We start from the raw sequence: 15,109 nt of genomic DNA, 5'->3' as shown, positions 1-15,109 counted from the left end.
GAGGAAAGCCCGAAGGGTGGCCGCATGGATGCGGCCAGTTTTTCGACAGGACAGGGATGTCCTGTCGAAAAACCCCGTAACCCGCACGCGCACCTGGAGGGCCAAAGGCCCGGAAGGCGCGTCATCCGGGGGGCCCTTTCTTTTGGTTACTTTTCTTTGGGCAAGCAAAGAAAAGTAACCCGGCCTCCGGCAGGAGGGCGGAAGCCCGCGGCAGGCGAGCCAGATCGCCGTATCGCTAAAACCAAACACCGAGGCTCTGGATGACCAGCCATTCGGCTGTTGAAGAGCGCTTCCGGCCTAAGCCGGCATGACGATCAAAAGAACCCAGCCTGCGCAGGACAACGAGCAAGAACCGGGGGTGTGCGTGTGGACGGGACGAAAGCGTCAGCCCCCCCAACTAGCGATCCCCTCCCCTCCGCGCCATCATGTCCCCCTCCCCCACCCGCCCGGCCCAAACACCGCCAGGCGCCGCCGCCCGGAGTCACCATGCACGACCGTCTCGCCTCGCTCTATCCCCAGCACCTCGCCACGCTGCGCGACCGTGCCGACAAAGCGCTAACCCTGGGCGGCGGATTCGACCACTTGGTAATCGCCGCAGGGACGCCGCTGCGCAAGTTTCTGGACGACCAGGACTACCCTTTCGTCGCCAACCCGCTTTTCCGCCACTGGCTGCCGCTCACGGACACGCCGGGTAGCTGGATCGTCTATACGCCGGGGCAGAAGCCCAAGCTGATCTTCCTGCAGCCCAAGGATTACTGGCACGTCGTGCCGGCCGCCCCGAGTGGCTACTGGGTGGAACACTTCGATATCGAGATCGTGCGCGAAGCGACCGACGCCGTGGCGCTGCTGCCGGATGCCAAGACCCGTCGCGCCATCCTGGGGCCCGAGTGTCCGAGCGTGCCCGGCGCCGAGGCGAACAACCCGCAGGCGGTGCTCGACTACCTGCACTGGCACCGCTCCTACAAGACCCCTTATGAACTGGAACTGATGCGCGAAGCAAGCCGCATCGGCGCGCGTGCTCATCACGCTGCAGAGCAGGCGTTCCGCGCTGGCGAAAGCGAATTTGGCATCCACCTCGCCTATCTCGCCGCCACGCGCCAGAACGACGCCGAGCTGCCTTATTCGAGCATCGTGGGTCTCAATGAGCACGGAGCCGTGCTGCATTACACGCACTTCGATCGCCAGCCGCCGGCACAGAGCCGCTCCTTCCTGATCGATGCCGGCGCCAGCGCCGCGGGTTACGCCAGCGACATCACGCGCACGTACGCCGCGAAAGGCCATGCCGAATTTCAGGCGCTGATCGACAGCGTCGATGTAGCGCAGCGGGGTTTTGCCGCGAAGGTGCGCGCGGGCCAGAGCTATCCGGAACTACATATCCACGCGCATCACGTGCTGGCCGAGGTACTGCGCGAGCACGGCATCGTGCGCATGAGCGCGGACAGCGCCGTGACTTCGGGCGTCACGTCGGCGTTCTTCCCGCATGGCCTGGGTCACCCCATTGGCCTGCAGGTGCACGATGTCGCCGGTTTCCAGGCGTCCGAAACCGGCGGCACGATCGCCCGCCCGCAAGGCCATCCTTATCTGCGCATGACGCGTGTGCTCGAAGCGGGCATGGTGGTCACGATCGAGCCAGGCCTGTACTTCATCGACATGCTGCTGGAAGAACTGCGCGCCAAGCCGGTGGCCAGCGACATCGACTGGGCGCGCGTGGAACGCTTCCGTCCCTACGGCGGCATCCGGATCGAAGACGACGTGGTCTGCACCGACGCCGACCCCGAGAACCTCACCCGCGATGCCTTCGCACTGATCGGCTGACGTTTTCACCGGTTGCCAGGGCCCGCCACGCGATGGCGGGCCCTGCTGAAGCTGCCTGCATCAAGACACCGCCCGCGCCATGCGGCACGGCGTCTCGGCGGCGATTCGCCGCTGCGGCAACCCTCCGCACGACAACTTCACATGGGTTGCGTATGCTCGCCTCAAGGTACAGCTAGGGGCTTGCTGCATGTCCATGCCGTCCGCCGAACCGGTCATGCCGGTGTCGGTTCCCGTCGACTTGCCAAAGCCGCCGCTGCGTCGCCTGGCGCGCAAGCTGATTGTGTTGGTGCTCGCCAAGATCGTGTTCATTTCCCTGGTCTGGTGGGCGGTCGCAGCGCATTACGCACGCCCTGATACCCGTCCCGCCGCCATCGAGCACCTGCTCGCGCCGGCGTCCTCTTCTTCCTCATCGCAAGCAGGCAGCCCATGATCATCGATCCCGAGGTCGTCACGCTCTCACGCCTGCAGTTCGCGCTGACTGCGCTCTATCACTTCCTGTTCGTACCGCTCACGCTCGGCCTTGTGTGGATGCTGGCCATCATGGAAGCCGTCTACGTGATGACCGGGCGCGAAGTCTGGAAGCGCATGGTGCAGTTCTGGGGCGTGCTGTTCGGCATCAACTTCGCCATGGGCGTCGCCACCGGCGTCACCATGGAGTTCCAGTTCGGCATGAACTGGGCGTATTACGCGCACTACGTGGGCGATGTCTTCGGCACGCCGCTGGCCATCGAAGGCCTGATGGCGTTCTTCCTGGAAGCGACCCTGGTCGGCCTGTTCTTCGTGGGCTGGGACCGCATGTCGCGCATGGCGCACCTGCTCACCACCTGGTTCCTCGCGTTTGCCACCAACCTCTCCGCGCTATGGATCCTGATCGCCAATGGCTGGATGCAGAATCCGGTGGGTTCGGCGTTCAACGTGCAGACCATGCGCATGGAGGTGACTTCGTTTAGCGAGGTGATGTTCAACCCGGTGGCGCAGGCCAAGTTCGTGCACACGGTGAGTGCCGGCTACGTCATCGGTTCGATGTTCGTGCTCTCCATCAGCGCCTGGTATCTGCTGCGCGGTCGCAACGTGGATTTTGCCAAGCGCTCGATGACGGTGGCGGCGAGTTTTGGACTGGCCGCGGCGCTCTCTGTGGTGGTGCTGGGCGATGAGTCCGGTTACGCCGTATCGGAAAACCAGAAGATGAAGATGGCCGCCATCGAGGCCATGTGGGAAACCGAACCAGCACCCGCATCGTTCACCTTGTTTGGCCTGCCGGATGTGGAGAACCACACCACCCACTACGCCCTGCGCATTCCGTGGGTGATGGGCTTGATCGGCACGCGTTCGATCGACAAACCGATCCCCGGCATCGTCAACCTGGTGGAAGACACCAAGGGCCGCATCAACACCGGCATCCAGGCCTATGACGCGATGCTGGTCCTGCGCGACGACAAGAACAACGCGCAGGCCCAGGCCATCCTCACAGCCCACGACAAAGACATGGGCTACGCCCTGCTGCTCAAGCGCTTCATGGACGACCCGCGCAAGGCGACGCCGGCGGATATCCAGAAGGCGGCGGAAAGCACCATTCCGAATGTGCCGGTGTTGTTCTGGTCGTTCCGCATCATGGTCGGCCTGGGCTTCTATTTCATTGTACTGTTCGCGTTCTCGTTCTGGCAGGCGAGCAAGCGCCAGCTCGACAAGCGTCGCTGGTATCTGAAGCTCGCGCTATGGAGCCTGCCACTGCCATGGATTTCCACCGAGCTGGGTTGGATCGTGGCCGAATACGGGCGCCAGCCATGGGCGATCGAAGGCGTACTGCCGACTGCGCTGGGCGTGTCCAGCGTCACCACGGGACAGGTGTGGACCTCGCTGGGCGGCTTCGTGCTGTTCTACAGCGTGCTGGCCATCATCGACGCCGTGCTGATGGTGAAGTACGCGAAGAAGGGGCCGGATGGCCTTGGCTTGTGGCCACCGTCCGAACCCGTGCCGCCCATCACCAACGTTGCCGCCCACGCAGGCGCCTGAGGAGAACGTCATGTTCGACTATGAAACGCTACGCGTGATCTGGTGGGCCTTGCTCGGCGTCTTGCTGATCGGCTTCGCCATCATGGATGGCTTTGACTTCGGCATCGCCGCGCTGCTGCGCGTGCTGGGCAAGACCGAAGACGAACGACTGGTGATGCTGGAAACCATCGAGCCCACCTGGGAAGGCAATCAGGTGTGGTTCGTGCTCGGCGGCGGTGCGGCTTTTGCCGCGTGGCCGCAGCTGTATGCGGTGTCGTTCTCGGGCATGTACCTGGCGATCTTCCTGGTGCTGCTCGCGCTGATCTTGCGGCCGGTGGGCTTCAACTTCCGCGGGAAGGTGCACGATCCGCGCTGGCGTACGCTGTGGGATGGCGTGCTGACGACGTCGGGCATCGTGGTGATGCTGATTTCCGGCGTGGCCTTCGGCAACTTGTTCCTGGGCGCACCGTTCCAGTTCGACAACGACTTGCGCATGACCTGGCACGGCAGCTTCTTCGAGCTGCTGCATCCCTTCGCGCTGATGGCCGGTCTCGTCTCGCTGAGCATGCTGCTGGCGCACGGCGCCTGCTGGGCGGCCTACAAGGCCGACCATGTGGTCGCTGATCGTGCGGTGCGCGTCGCGCGCTGGGCCACGCTGGCCTATGTAGTGGTCTACGTCGCGGCCGGCATCTGGCTCGCTTACGGCGTGGCGGGTTACGCGATCGTGGGTCCGGTGGTGACCGACGGCGTGTCCAATCCCCTGTTCAAGCAGGTTGCGCACGGCAGCAGCTGGTTTGCCAGCTACCTGCAGCATCCCTCGTTCTGGCTCGCCCCGGTGGTTGCTTTCGCCGGCGCGATCGGCGTGCAGCTCACGGTCGGCAAGAAGGGCTTGGGCGGCTTCCTGTGCAGCAGCCTGATGGTGGCGGGCACGATACTTTCCGCCGGCTTCGCGCTGTTTCCGTTCCTGCTGCCTTCTCGGCTGGATCCGCGTTCCAGCCTTACCGTGTGGGATGCCTCGTCGAGCAAGGGCACGCTGGGCCTGATGCTGGCGATGACGCTGATCTTCATGCCGCTGATCATCATCTACACCAGCTGGGTGTACCACGTGATGCGCGGTCGCGTGACGCTGGAGCACGTGCGCCATTCCGGCAGCACTTACTGAGAGAGGAACGACGCCATGTGGTATTTCTCCTGGATGCTCGGCCTTGGCCTTGCCTGCGCGTTCGGCATCCTCAACGCGATGTGGTACGAAGTGCATGCAGACGATGAGGCGCATCAGCGCAAGGAGCCGCGTCCGGCCGGAAAGTGAGGAAGTGATTCTATGGTGGGAGCGCACCCTGTGCGCGACTGCGTCGAGGTTGCATGCCGCGGCAGTCGCGCACAGGGTGCGCTCCCACAGAGGTAGGTCGGTCAACGCGAGGCCAGCAAGGCCTCGATCTCATCCGCATCCTTGGGCACGTCACGCGTCAGCACGTCATTGCCTTCCTTGACCACCGCCACATCGTCTTCGATGCGGATGCCGATGCCGCGCCAGCGCTCGGCCACGGTGAAATCGCCCGGCGGCACGTAAATGCCCGGCTCCACCGTCACCACCATGCCGGGTTCGAGCACGCGGGGCTCGCCATCGACGCGGTAGTCGCCCACGTCATGCACGTCCAGGCCCAGCCAGTGGCCTGTTTTAGCCGGAAAGAAGCGCTTGTAGCTCCCTTCGGCGATGGCGTCGTCGGCCGAACCCTTGAGCAGACCCAGCGCGCACAAGCCTTCGCAGATCACCCGCACGGCGGCTTCGTGCGCTGCATTGAACGCGCGCCCCGGCAGCACTTCGTCGATCGCCGCCAGCTGCGCCGCCAGCACCACTTCGTACAGCGCCCGCTGTTCGCGGCTGTAACGACCGCTGATGGGAAAGGTGCGGGTGATGTCGGAGGCATAGCAGTCCACTTCGGCGCCCGCATCCACCAGCAACAGATCCCCATCGCGCAACACGGCGCGGTTGGCGGTGTAGTGCATCACGCAGGCATTGGCGCCGCTGGCCACGATGGGCGGAAAGGCGGGAACCGCGCCGTGACGGCGCATCACGCGGAGAATTTCCGCCTCGACTTCGTATTCATGGCGCCCGGCGATCGCCGCATGCATCGCCGCCCGATGTGCCTCGGCCGCGATGTTGGCGGACGAACGCATCAGCTTCAGCTCGCCACGCGATTTGTACAGGCGAAGATCGTGCAGCAGGTGCCCCAGCGCGACGAATTCCTTCGGCACCACACCGCCGCCGCGCAACTGGCGCAGGCGACGCATCCAGCCCAGCAGGTGGGCATCGAACTCCGGCTCGCGGCCGAAATGGCAGTACACGCGCGCCCTGCCCTCGATCATGCCGGGCAGGATGTCGTCGATATCGTCGATGGGAAACGCGTCGTCCATGCCGTGCTCACTGACGGCGCGGTCGGTGCCGATGGACTCGCCATGCCAGCGCTCATGTTCTTCATCGCGCTCGCGACAGAACAGCACGGCCTCCCCGTGCTTTCGCCCCGGCATCAGGGCGAGCACCGCTTCAGGCTCGGGGAAACCCGAGAGATAGTGCAGGTCCGAGTCCTGGCGGTAGGGCCAGTTGGCGTCCGCATTGCGCACCCGCTCAGGTGCGGCGGCAACCAGCACCACCGCGTCATCGCCCGCCATGCGCATCAACTGGCGGCGGCGACGGGCGTATTCCTCGGACGACATGGTCAATGCACGGTGTCGCTGTTCGGGCCGCGATTGGAACATTCGGCAAACAACAGCATCGCGCCAAGGCGCACGAATTCATGCACTTCGATCAGCGAATCCTCGTCCTCGGCTTCATCGCCGAACTCGAACGACGAGGCCGCGATGGTGCCCAGGTCCTTGAGGATTTCCTGTGCCTCTTCGGACAACTTGCTGTGCGTTTCCGCACCAGCCAGGCCGAAGCCGCCGAGAAACCCGCGACACCAGTCGACCAGGGCGTCGGCCCGTTCGGTCAAGGGACGATCGTCGGCCGGCAACATCGGCTCGAAGCCCAGTTCCGGATCGGCCAGCTCAGCCTGGGTCTGCTTGACCAGGCGATCGAGCACGCCCTGATCACCGGCCGACGGGGTGGCCGCTTCGGCATCCAGGTGCAGTGCTTCGACCAGCGACTGGCGCCCGATCCGACCGCCTCCCGCCAGGAAACCGCATAGCGATCCATGCAGGCCGCTGGCGTCTTCCGCCAGCTGCAGACGGGCGGCGGCAGCGTCCAGTTCGTCGTAGCCGATCAGCTCGTTCGCACTCATGGCCTGGTTCCTCTTCAAGACAAGCGGGCAGTTTAATGCACTGGTTCCCGAAACGTCCTTGAGCCTGCTGCTTTGGCCAGACCTCCTGCTATAGTTCCGGCCCATGAGCGCGCCCGATTCCGTCAAGCCAGATCCTGTCAAGCACGAGCTTGCCGTACTCGGCGAGCAGGTCGATCGCCTGATCGACGCGGTACGCCGTCTTACGGAAGAAAACCGTAGCCTGCGTCACAGCCAGGAACAACTGGCCAGCGAGCGGGCCGGTCTGATGGCGCGCAACGAACAGGCGCGCAGCCGCGTCGAAGCAATGATCCAGCGACTGAAGGCGCTTGAGAGCAATGGCTGAGAGCAGCGTGGGTACCACCGCCAACGAACCGGTCGCCCTGCGGCTGGTGGATCGCGAATTCCTGATCGCCTGCGCGCCGGAAGAGCGCGAAGGGCTGCTGGAATCGGCCGCCTACCTCGATCGCAAGATGCGCGAATTGCGTGCCAACGCCAAGGCGCCAGGCTTCGATCGTCTCGCCGTACTTGCCGCCATCAGCGTCACCCATGAGTTCCTTGCGCTGCGCAAGCAGCACACTGGCTCTGATCAGAGCGTGACTGACGGTATTACTGCACTGCGTCGCAAGCTTGAAGCGGCACTCGACGGCACCATAAAATAGTCACGGCGTTATCTGCGGTGTGCGCCAGCACACTCTTACATTTGCCTTGTTCCTAAATACGGCCCCGGGTCGGCTTTTCATCGGTTGTTGTGCATGTCCGCCGCGTGCGGAAAGCCTCGAGACCATGTCGCCCTCCCACCTGATCCATCGTGGATCAAGGTCGTTCGGTGGGCAGCGGCATCGCGGTTAACGCCACCTATTCCTTAACTTACGGCGCCCTTGGGCGCCGTAAGTTCGAAAGGCCACTCGCTCGCACCGCAGGAGACGCGAACGTGGACGCCAACGCCCAGCGACGCGAACTACGCCGGCAACTGGCCGAACAGCGCCGGGCCCTGGCGCCGGTCCAGCGCATCGCCGCCGCCCAGGGGCTGCGCCGCAGCCTCGATCAGCTTCCCGAATACCTCACCGACGCCCGCGTCGCCGGTTATTGGGCCCACGACGGCGAACTGCCGCTCAATCTGATCATTCCGCCGCTGGCGACGCGGGGACAGCAATTCCTGCTGCCGGTGATCGGTCCGAATCATCAGTTGCGGTTTGCACCGTGGCAGTCGGGCGAACCCGTCCAGCCCAATCGTTTCGGCATTCCCGAACCCGCCGAGCCGAAGGAACTGCTGGAACCCTTCCAGCTCGACCTTGTACTGGTACCGCTGACCGCCTTCGATCGTCGCGGCAACCGGCTGGGTACGGGTGGCGGCTACTACGACCGCGCGTTTGCCTTCCTCAACGAACAGGTGCGCCCCACCGAACCGCTGCTGGTTGGCATCGCTTATGCGTTCCAGGAACTGCCCGAGATCGATGAAGAGCCCTGGGATGTGCCGCTCGATTTCATCGCCACCGATCGCGAACTGATCGACTGCCACGCCACGCGCGAAGATGGAGAGGCGCACGCATGAGTAAAACCACGCAGTACTGGCTGATGAAATCCGAGCCAGACGCTTTCTCCATCGACGATCTCAAGCGCAAAGGCCAGGAACACTGGGACGGCGTGCGCAACTACCAGGCGCGCAACTTCATGCGCGACGGCATGCGCGTGGGCGACAAGGTTTTCTTCTATCACTCCAACTGCGCAGAGCCCGGCATCGTGGGCATTGCCGAAGTCGCCACGGATGCCTATCCCGACCCGAGCCAGTTCGATCCCAAGAGCAAATATTTCGACCCCGGCAGTTCGCGCGACAATCCGCGCTGGATGCTGGTGGACGTGAAGTTCGTCAAGAAGTTCAAGCACACCATCACGCTCAAGCAGCTGCAGGCCGACCCCGCGCTCGCCGACATGGCGCTGGTGCGCAAAGGCAACCGACTCTCCGTCATGCCGGTAGGCGCCGAGGAATGGCGCCATATCCTGACGATGGAATAACGCTTACCTCTTATCGGATCCACATCATGAGCGCCAACGAAAAACGCCAGGCCGGCGAAGCCGCCATCCGCTACGTCGAGAACGGAGCCATCGTGGGCGTCGGCACCGGCTCCACCGTCGCCTTCTTCATCGATGCCCTCGCGGACCTCAAGGACCGCATCGAAGGCGCGGTGTCCAGCTCCGAGCAGTCCACTGCACACCTCAAGCGTCTGGGCATCCCGGTGCTCGACCTCAACGCTACCGGTCCACTGAATCTCTACGTGGATGGCGCCGACGAGTGCGATACGCACAAGCGCCTCATCAAGGGCGGCGGCGCTGCGCTCACGCGCGAAAAAATCATCGCCGAAGCGAGCGCCAAGTTCGTGTGCATCATCGACTCGAGCAAGCAGGTGCAGTTGCTCGGCAAGTTTCCGCTGCCGATCGAAGTGATTCCGATGGCACGCAGCCTGGTGGGACGCGAGATCGTCAAGCGCGGCGGCACCCCGGTGTGGCGCGACGGCGTGGTCACCGACAATGGCAACTGGGTGATTGATGTGCACGGGTGGCAGATCGTCGATCCGGTGGGCCTGGAGAATGACCTCAACCAGATTCCGGGCATTGTCACCGTGGGGCTGTTCGCGCGGCGGGCGGCGGATGTGGTGTTGGTGGGTGATCGGGTGATGTGATTGCCTGCCCGGGACTATCTGCGTCATGAAGAACGCCGGCCCGAAGGTCGGCGTTTTTTCGTTGGCGAAGGAGTGCCCCTCGAGCACCGCCTCAAAACGGCGGCCGCCCTTGCTGCTAGCAATCGCTTATCCTCGGCGAAACAACGGGGAGGAACGACATGGGCTCGATGGTTTTCCCACGCCGATTCGCCATGTTCACCGGCGCCACGGTCACCGTAGCGTCGATGATGTTGGCAACGCTGATCGCCTGCACTCCGATGCACGCGCAAGCCACGGAGCCGGCACGAGAAGATCAACAGTCCTTTCTGATGCGTGCGCTTTTTTCCAATGGCCGCCTTTGGCTGCTCTCCGATGCGGGGGAGCTGTCGACCATCGCTCAGGACGCCGATAAGCGCGTCACACTCGATTTTCCCGAGCCCGTTCTTGACGTTTGCGCCACCGGTACCGGGGTTCAGGTCATTACTGGCACCAACACCGGTGACTGGACGATTCGCCAGTGGGATGGAACACGATGGCATGCCACCTCAACCGTGGCACGCCAGGATGACGGCCTGGCCGCCATGAATTGCGGCGCTGATGACACAACTCTGCTGACGTCGGCACGCGTCATCCAGCTCGCAAAGAGCGGCTCGGCGCGGATCACGAAACTTTCCGCGGAGCTGCCTTTTGGTAGCGTCACCGCCATGCACGACACTGGCACGACCCTGCTGGTCGCTATCAATGCCGGCGAATGGGGCGGCGGACTGCAACGTATCGACAAAGCCAGCGGGGTCGTCACCGCCATCGAGCGCAGGGACGGCAGCGACCTATGCAGCGGCCCTTTGAACGCTGCATGCGATGCGGTCCACGGCATCGCCACCGAACCATGGAACACGAGGTGCAATGCTGTGGCCGTTGGGCTCGTCCATTTGGTTATGGAGCGCGGGGGCATCGTCGAGGTGTGTGGTGACGAGGTGCGCTCGCTCTTCGAGAAGCCCTTCAGCACCTCGTTCGCCATCAAAGGTGGAAAACGTGGACAACTGCCGCAGACCGTAGCGTTTTTTGGCCTCACCGCCAGCGGCGGGTCACTCTGGGCCGTCGGTACGGATGGTCTTTACAGGATCGACTCGATTGGCAAGGCGACCAAGGTTCCGTTGCCAACATTCAGGACAGTGGATGGCATCGACGTCAGTTTCGACAATCCACAGCTCGTTCTGGTGATGACCCGCCTTAACCAGAGGCACGCTGTAAGCGGGGCGACTCCGATGCTGGTGCCGCGATAGTGGCGTGCGGGTTTGCCGCTCGTCTCCTGACCCTCCCGGTCAAAATAAAGAGCCCGCCAGTTAGGCGGGCTTTTCTTTGCGTGGGGCCTGGGGATGGTTCGCCGCATCCATGGGGCTCACCCCTACGCGCTGCGCGCTACGGGGCCAGCGCTGCGCGCTGTCCAAATTTGTTCCTGACAAATTTGTCGAACGGGGTCCGTCTCCTGACCCTCCCAAAAAAAGTGAAAAGCCCGCCAGTTAGGCGGGCTCTCTATTGCGTGGGGCCTGGGGATTGTTCGCCCCATCCATGGGGCTCACCCCTACGCGCTTCGCGCTACGGGGCCAGCGCTGCGCGCTGTCCAAATTTGTTCCTGACAAATTTGTCGAACGAGGTCCGTCTCCTGACCCTCCCAGTCAAAATAAAAAGCCCGCCGTAAAGGCGGGCTTTTTATTTTGGCTGGGAGACTAGGATTCGAACCTAGATAAACGGAGTCAGAGTCCGTTGTCCTACCGTTAGACGATCTCCCAAAACCCTGCGGAGCGGTGCGCTCTGACTTGGTGCACCGGACCGTCGAAGCAACTCTCCGAGGAGAATTAGCGCTTCGAGAACTGGGTAGCGCGGCGGGCCTTATGCAGACCGACCTTCTTGCGCTCGACCTCGCGGGCGTCGCGGGTCACGAAGCCAGCCTTGCGGAGCTGGGACTTCAGGCTTTCGTCGTACTCGATCAGGGCGCGAGCGATACCGAGACGGATCGCACCGGCCTGGCCGGTGATGCCGCCGCCGGCGACGGTCACGTTGACGTCAAACTTGTCGGTCGCTTCGATCAGCTCAAGCGGCTGACGCACGATCATGCGCGAGGTTTCACGACCGAAGAACTGGTCGAGAGTCTTGCCGTTAACCGTGATCGCGCCACTGCCCTTGCGCAGGAACACGCGAGCGGCGGAGGTCTTGCGGCGGCCGGTGCCGTAGTTCTGCTGGATCGCCATAATGATTCCTTAGAGTTCCAGCGCCTGCGGCTGCTGAGCGGTATGCGGATGTTCGGCGCCGCCGTACACCTTGAGCTTGCGGTACATCGCGCGGCCGAGCGGATTCTTCGGCAGCATGCCCTTGACGGCGATTTCGATGACGCGCTCCGGATGCGTGGCGAGCAGGTCCTTCAGACTCATGGTCTTGAGGTTGCCGACGTAACCGGTGAAACGGTGGTACATCTTGTCGTCCAGCTTGGCACCCGTGACGGCCACCTTCTCAGCGTTGACCACGACGATGTAATCGCCGGTGTCGACGTGCGGGGTGAATTCCGGCTTGTGCTTGCCACGCAGACGGCGGGCGATCTCGGTCGACAGACGACCGAGCGTCTTGTCCGTGGCGTCAATCACGAACCAATCGCGCTTGACGCTTTCCGGCTTGGCGCTGAACGTTTTCATTTCAGAATACCTAGTCTGCCGCCTCTAGGGCGGTTCACATAATCGGTGGAACAAAGGCGCGAGATGATAACGGAGTTTTCATCAATCGCGCAAGCCCACCGACCGGTGGGATGCGAGCTGGCAATGATAGCATGACGACCATGGCGCTTGAAAAGCCCCCACACACTCGAAAACAGAAGATCGCCTCTCTTGCCGACCAGTGCGTGCAGTGCGGCCTGTGCCTTCCCACCTGTCCCACCTACGGCCTGGACGGCAATGAAGCGGAGTCTCCGCGCGGCCGTATCGCCATTGCCGCCGCGCTGGCGCGGGGCGACGCGGAGCCCACGGACGCCCTGCGCATCCATCTGGATCACTGCCTGGGGTGTCTCAATTGCCAGCGCGTCTGCCCGGCCAACGTCAAGTACGACGAACTGCTGGTGGAGACCCGGGCGCTGATTGGCCCGTCGCCGCGACGCCCCAAGCAGCTGCTGGCGATGCTCAAACAACCCAGCCTGTTGAGACTGGCGGCCCGCGTGGGCGGCTCGACCGGCCTGGCGCACTGGAAGCAGCGACTCGCCGACCGCCTGCCAGCCGCATCGGCATGGCGCGCCGCGCTGGAAACCTGGTCGGACGCGGACGCGGAGCATGCGCCCGCCCCGCCAGCACCCAAAAACCAGGACGCCGACCAGCCCGCCGTCGCCCTCTTTCCCGGCTGCGTGGCCAGCGTTGAAGACGAAGCGGCCGAACGCGCCACCATCACCCTGCTCCAGGCGGCGGGCTACCGCGTGGAACGATTGCCCGCCTTCTGTTGTGGCGCCATGGACCTGCATGGCGGCGACATGGACACCGCCGATCGCCTGGCCGAACGCGTGCGCGACAGCTGGCAACGCTCCGGCGCGACCCAACTGGTCAGCGTGACGCCCGGCTGCCTGGGCACCCTGCGCCGCGCCCTGCCCGATGTCGCGGTGAGCGACCCGGTCACGCTGTTGGCGGAGCGTCGGGATCGCCTCGTCTTCCGTCCGCTGCAGCGCCGCGTCGCCGTGCATTTCCCCTGCACGCAGATCAATGTCGCCCGCAGCGAATCGGCCCTGCAGGATCTGCTGCGGCAGGTGCCCTCGCTCGATCTCGCGGTGGTGCCGCGTCCACCACATTGTTGTGGCGCGGCTGGTTCGCACATGCTGGAGTTTCCCGAACGCGCGGCACGGTTGCGCGAGGGCGTGCTTGGACAAATTGCCAGCTTGGCACCCCAGCAGCTGTTGTCGTCCAATATCGGTTGTCGCCTGCACCTGGCTGCGGGCATGGATAAGCAAGGCGAGCACTGGCCGACCATGCATCCGCTGACCCTGCTCGCGCAGCAACTGGAGATTTCGCCATGAACGCACGCACACTCTCCCCGCTCGACCGCCTGCTGTCCGGCATCGAACGCGCGCTGGAAACCGTGTCCGGCGCACCGGAAGCGGCCCGCCCCTCGCCCGCCGATGCTTTCGATGAAGCGGATATGGACGATGCCGAACGCCGCCACGCCGCGGGCCTGATGCGCATCAACCACACCGGCGAAGTCTGCGCCCAGGCGCTGTATGACGGACAGGCCGCCCTGGCCCGCAACGACGACATCCGCGAACACCTCCAGCACGCGGCCGCCGAAGAAACCGATCACCTGGCCTGGTGCGCCGACCGCCTGAAAGAACTCGACAGCCGCCCCAGCCTGTTCAATCCACTGTGGTACGCCGGCAGCTACGCCATTGGCGCGATCGCGGCACTGGCCGGTGATCCGGTGAGCCTGGGTTTCGTGGTGGAGACGGAGCGGCAGGTGGAGGCGCACCTCGAAGAGCATCTCGACAAGCTGCCTGCCCAGGACGAGCGCTCGCGCGCCGTGTTGTCGCAGATGCAGGCCGATGAGATCCGTCATGCACACAACGCACGCGAGCGCGGCGGCATCGACTTGCCGTTTCCGATACCGGGCGTGATGCATTTGACGTCGATGGTGATGAAGGCGGTGGCGTACCGCGTCTGAACACCGGCTCTTTGTGGGAGCGCACCCTGTGCGCGACAGCCGCAAGAGCCGGGCATGCGCGGCGACTTTGAAATGAGGCACCTGGTGGGTTGCGGTCGCGCACAGGGTGCGCTCCCACAAGGGGTGGCGGCGGGTTGACGGGCCGCACCCCTTGCCCGGCGTGATGCGTTTGACGTCGATGGTGATGAAGGCGGTGGCGTACCGCGTCTGAACACCGGTTCTTTGTGGGAGCGCACCCTGTGCGCGACTGCCCCAAGAGCCGGGCATGCGGGGGTGGTCGCGACGACTTTGAAATGAGGCACCTGGTGGGTTGCTGTCGCGCACAGGGTGCGCTCCCACAAGGGGTGGCGGCGGGTTGACGGGCCGCCTCCATACCCGGCGAATGCATTTGACGGCGATGGTGATGAGGGCGGTTGCGTTTTGGGTTTAAAAGCTCGGATAGCTACACCGCCGCGAGCACCCGCCCCTCACCCCGACCCTCTCCCCGAAGGGGAGAGGGAGAAGTGAAATGCTCCCCGAAACCCAGCAAACCAAAGGCAATGCGAAGCGAGCCTCGGCTTTAAGTCCTCAGCGATTCGGGCGCGTTGCGCAGCGCTTTGAAGTACCCCCTGTGTACCCTCGGAGGTTGTCCCACCACGACGCGCCTCGAGCGTTCGGGCTTATCCCAACACGATGCTGCGGGCGTTA

17 protein-coding genes, 1 tRNA gene and 1 other RNA gene are annotated in these 15,109 nt (G+C 64.0%); 14 read left to right on the top strand and 5 right to left on the bottom strand.

All coding sequences use genetic code 11. The annotated features are described in order from the left end of the window. Positions 1-486 precede the first annotated feature (486 nt). The 5 genes from pepQ to cydX all read left to right on the top strand — a co-directional run bounded on the left by pepQ (position 487) and on the right by cydX (position 5,116). The gene (gene pepQ, locus AC1DE1_RS19520) at positions 487-1,815 is read left to right on the top strand and encodes a Xaa-Pro dipeptidase (protein ID WP_477175048.1); all 1,329 of its coding nucleotides are present in this window, start codon (positions 487-489) and stop codon (positions 1,813-1,815) included. Between the two features lie 187 nt (positions 1,816-2,002). After that, a complete protein-coding gene (locus AC1DE1_RS19515) occupies positions 2,003-2,245 on the top strand; it encodes a hypothetical protein (RefSeq protein WP_477175049.1) in 243 nt (80 codons plus the stop codon). Further along, entirely contained in the window at positions 2,242-3,828 is a 1,587-nt protein-coding gene (locus AC1DE1_RS19510) for a cytochrome ubiquinol oxidase subunit I (RefSeq protein WP_441605639.1), read from the top strand. Before AC1DE1_RS19515 ends, AC1DE1_RS19510 begins: the two co-directional genes overlap by 4 nt. A 10-nt stretch (positions 3,829-3,838) precedes the next feature. Continuing rightward, positions 3,839-4,969: a cytochrome d ubiquinol oxidase subunit II gene (cydB, locus tag AC1DE1_RS19505; RefSeq protein ID WP_441605640.1), complete on the top strand. Its 1,131-nt coding sequence runs from the start codon at positions 3,839-3,841 to the stop codon at positions 4,967-4,969. Positions 4,970-4,984: 15 nt separating this feature from the next. Further along, on the top strand, positions 4,985-5,116 hold the full coding sequence (cydX, locus tag AC1DE1_RS19500; RefSeq protein WP_121882642.1) for a cytochrome bd-I oxidase subunit CydX: 132 nt from the start codon (positions 4,985-4,987) through the stop codon (positions 5,114-5,116). Between the two features lie 101 nt (positions 5,117-5,217). On the opposite strand, the gene AC1DE1_RS19495 is transcribed toward cydX, so the two are convergent. Both AC1DE1_RS19495 and AC1DE1_RS19490 read right to left on the bottom strand, forming a co-directional pair. After that, entirely contained in the window at positions 5,218-6,522 is a 1,305-nt protein-coding gene (locus AC1DE1_RS19495) for an aminopeptidase P N-terminal domain-containing protein (RefSeq protein ID WP_477175050.1), read from the bottom strand. A 2-nt stretch (positions 6,523-6,524) separates the two neighbouring features. Continuing rightward, positions 6,525-7,085, bottom strand: coding sequence for a UPF0149 family protein (locus tag AC1DE1_RS19490; RefSeq protein WP_441605642.1), 561 nt, complete (start codon positions 7,083-7,085; stop codon positions 6,525-6,527). A 103-nt stretch (positions 7,086-7,188) separates the two neighbouring features. Here AC1DE1_RS19490 and AC1DE1_RS19485 point away from each other — a divergent pair, with 103 nt between their 5' ends. The 7 genes from AC1DE1_RS19485 (at position 7,189) to AC1DE1_RS19455 (ending at position 11,025) form a co-directional block, all read left to right on the top strand. After that, on the top strand, positions 7,189-7,428 hold the full coding sequence (locus AC1DE1_RS19485; RefSeq protein ID WP_441605643.1) for a TIGR02449 family protein: 240 nt from the start codon (positions 7,189-7,191) through the stop codon (positions 7,426-7,428). After that, entirely contained in the window at positions 7,421-7,744 is a 324-nt protein-coding gene (locus tag AC1DE1_RS19480; protein ID WP_441605644.1) for a cell division protein ZapA, read from the top strand. Before AC1DE1_RS19485 ends, AC1DE1_RS19480 begins: the two co-directional genes overlap by 8 nt. Before the next feature lie 6 nt (positions 7,745-7,750). Next, positions 7,751-7,937, top strand: a non-coding RNA gene (gene ssrS, locus AC1DE1_RS19475) — 6S RNA. 79 nt (positions 7,938-8,016) lie between these two features. Beyond that, positions 8,017-8,637: a 5-formyltetrahydrofolate cyclo-ligase gene (locus AC1DE1_RS19470; protein ID WP_477175051.1), complete on the top strand. Its 621-nt coding sequence runs from the start codon at positions 8,017-8,019 to the stop codon at positions 8,635-8,637. After that, on the top strand, positions 8,634-9,098 hold the full coding sequence (locus tag AC1DE1_RS19465; RefSeq protein ID WP_441605646.1) for an EVE domain-containing protein: 465 nt from the start codon (positions 8,634-8,636) through the stop codon (positions 9,096-9,098). Before AC1DE1_RS19470 ends, AC1DE1_RS19465 begins: the two co-directional genes overlap by 4 nt. Before the next feature lie 26 nt (positions 9,099-9,124). Next, a complete protein-coding gene (rpiA, locus tag AC1DE1_RS19460) occupies positions 9,125-9,763 on the top strand; it encodes a ribose-5-phosphate isomerase RpiA (protein ID WP_441605647.1) in 639 nt (212 codons plus the stop codon). A gap of 158 nt (positions 9,764-9,921) precedes the next feature. After that, on the top strand, positions 9,922-11,025 hold the full coding sequence (locus AC1DE1_RS19455) for a hypothetical protein (RefSeq protein ID WP_477175052.1): 1,104 nt from the start codon (positions 9,922-9,924) through the stop codon (positions 11,023-11,025). Between the two features lie 433 nt (positions 11,026-11,458). Here the strand turns inward: AC1DE1_RS19455 and AC1DE1_RS19450 are convergent. The 3 genes from AC1DE1_RS19450 to rplM all read right to left on the bottom strand — a co-directional run bounded on the left by AC1DE1_RS19450 (position 11,459) and on the right by rplM (position 12,429). Next, positions 11,459-11,532: transfer RNA gene (locus AC1DE1_RS19450), tRNA-Gln, on the bottom strand. A 66-nt stretch (positions 11,533-11,598) separates the two neighbouring features. Then, positions 11,599-11,991: a 30S ribosomal protein S9 gene (gene rpsI, locus AC1DE1_RS19445; protein ID WP_046972627.1), complete on the bottom strand. Its 393-nt coding sequence runs from the start codon at positions 11,989-11,991 to the stop codon at positions 11,599-11,601. Positions 11,992-12,000: 9 nt separating this feature from the next. Continuing rightward, positions 12,001-12,429, bottom strand: a complete 429-nt coding sequence (gene rplM / locus AC1DE1_RS19440; protein ID WP_046972628.1) for a 50S ribosomal protein L13 — start codon at positions 12,427-12,429, stop codon at positions 12,001-12,003. 140 nt (positions 12,430-12,569) lie between these two features. Between rplM and AC1DE1_RS19435 the strand changes: the two genes are divergently transcribed. Both AC1DE1_RS19435 and coq7 read left to right on the top strand, forming a co-directional pair. Further along, positions 12,570-13,784 carry a (Fe-S)-binding protein gene (locus AC1DE1_RS19435; RefSeq protein WP_477175053.1) on the top strand — a complete coding sequence of 405 codons (1,215 nt, stop codon included), beginning with the start codon at positions 12,570-12,572 and terminating at the stop codon, positions 13,782-13,784. Next, the gene (gene coq7 / locus AC1DE1_RS19430; protein ID WP_477165769.1) at positions 13,781-14,422 is read left to right on the top strand and encodes a 2-polyprenyl-3-methyl-6-methoxy-1,4-benzoquinone monooxygenase; all 642 of its coding nucleotides are present in this window, start codon (positions 13,781-13,783) and stop codon (positions 14,420-14,422) included. Before AC1DE1_RS19435 ends, coq7 begins: the two co-directional genes overlap by 4 nt. Positions 14,423-15,109: the final 687 nt, after the last annotated feature.

The organism is Dyella sp. 05T440 (assembly GCF_056395965.1).
This window is presented reverse-complemented; position numbering and strand designations above follow the sequence as displayed.

Bases quoted from the DNA above. Each gene is read 5' to 3' on its own strand.
- pepQ (WP_477175048.1), top strand. From the start codon at position 487: ATGCACGACCGTCTCGCCTCGCTCTATCCCCAGCACCTCGCCACGCTG.
- AC1DE1_RS19515 (WP_477175049.1), top strand. From the start codon at position 2,003: ATGTCCATGCCGTCCGCCGAACCGGTCATGCCGGTGTCGGTTCCCGTC.
- AC1DE1_RS19510 (WP_441605639.1), top strand. From the start codon at position 2,242: ATGATCATCGATCCCGAGGTCGTCACGCTCTCACGCCTGCAGTTCGCG.
- cydB (WP_441605640.1), top strand. From the start codon at position 3,839: ATGTTCGACTATGAAACGCTACGCGTGATCTGGTGGGCCTTGCTCGGC.
- cydX (WP_121882642.1), top strand. From the start codon at position 4,985: ATGTGGTATTTCTCCTGGATGCTCGGCCTTGGCCTTGCCTGCGCGTTC.
- AC1DE1_RS19495 (WP_477175050.1), bottom strand. From the start codon at position 6,522: ATGTCGTCCGAGGAATACGCCCGTCGCCGCCGCCAGTTGATGCGCATG.
- AC1DE1_RS19490 (WP_441605642.1), bottom strand. From the start codon at position 7,085: ATGAGTGCGAACGAGCTGATCGGCTACGACGAACTGGACGCTGCCGCC.
- AC1DE1_RS19485 (WP_441605643.1), top strand. From the start codon at position 7,189: ATGAGCGCGCCCGATTCCGTCAAGCCAGATCCTGTCAAGCACGAGCTT.
- AC1DE1_RS19480 (WP_441605644.1), top strand. From the start codon at position 7,421: ATGGCTGAGAGCAGCGTGGGTACCACCGCCAACGAACCGGTCGCCCTG.
- AC1DE1_RS19465 (WP_441605646.1), top strand. From the start codon at position 8,634: ATGAGTAAAACCACGCAGTACTGGCTGATGAAATCCGAGCCAGACGCT.
- rpiA (WP_441605647.1), top strand. From the start codon at position 9,125: ATGAGCGCCAACGAAAAACGCCAGGCCGGCGAAGCCGCCATCCGCTAC.
- AC1DE1_RS19455 (WP_477175052.1), top strand. From the start codon at position 9,922: ATGGGCTCGATGGTTTTCCCACGCCGATTCGCCATGTTCACCGGCGCC.
- rpsI (WP_046972627.1), bottom strand. From the start codon at position 11,991: ATGGCGATCCAGCAGAACTACGGCACCGGCCGCCGCAAGACCTCCGCC.
- rplM (WP_046972628.1), bottom strand. From the start codon at position 12,429: ATGAAAACGTTCAGCGCCAAGCCGGAAAGCGTCAAGCGCGATTGGTTC.
- AC1DE1_RS19435 (WP_477175053.1), top strand. From the start codon at position 12,570: ATGGCGCTTGAAAAGCCCCCACACACTCGAAAACAGAAGATCGCCTCT.
- coq7 (WP_477165769.1), top strand. From the start codon at position 13,781: ATGAACGCACGCACACTCTCCCCGCTCGACCGCCTGCTGTCCGGCATC.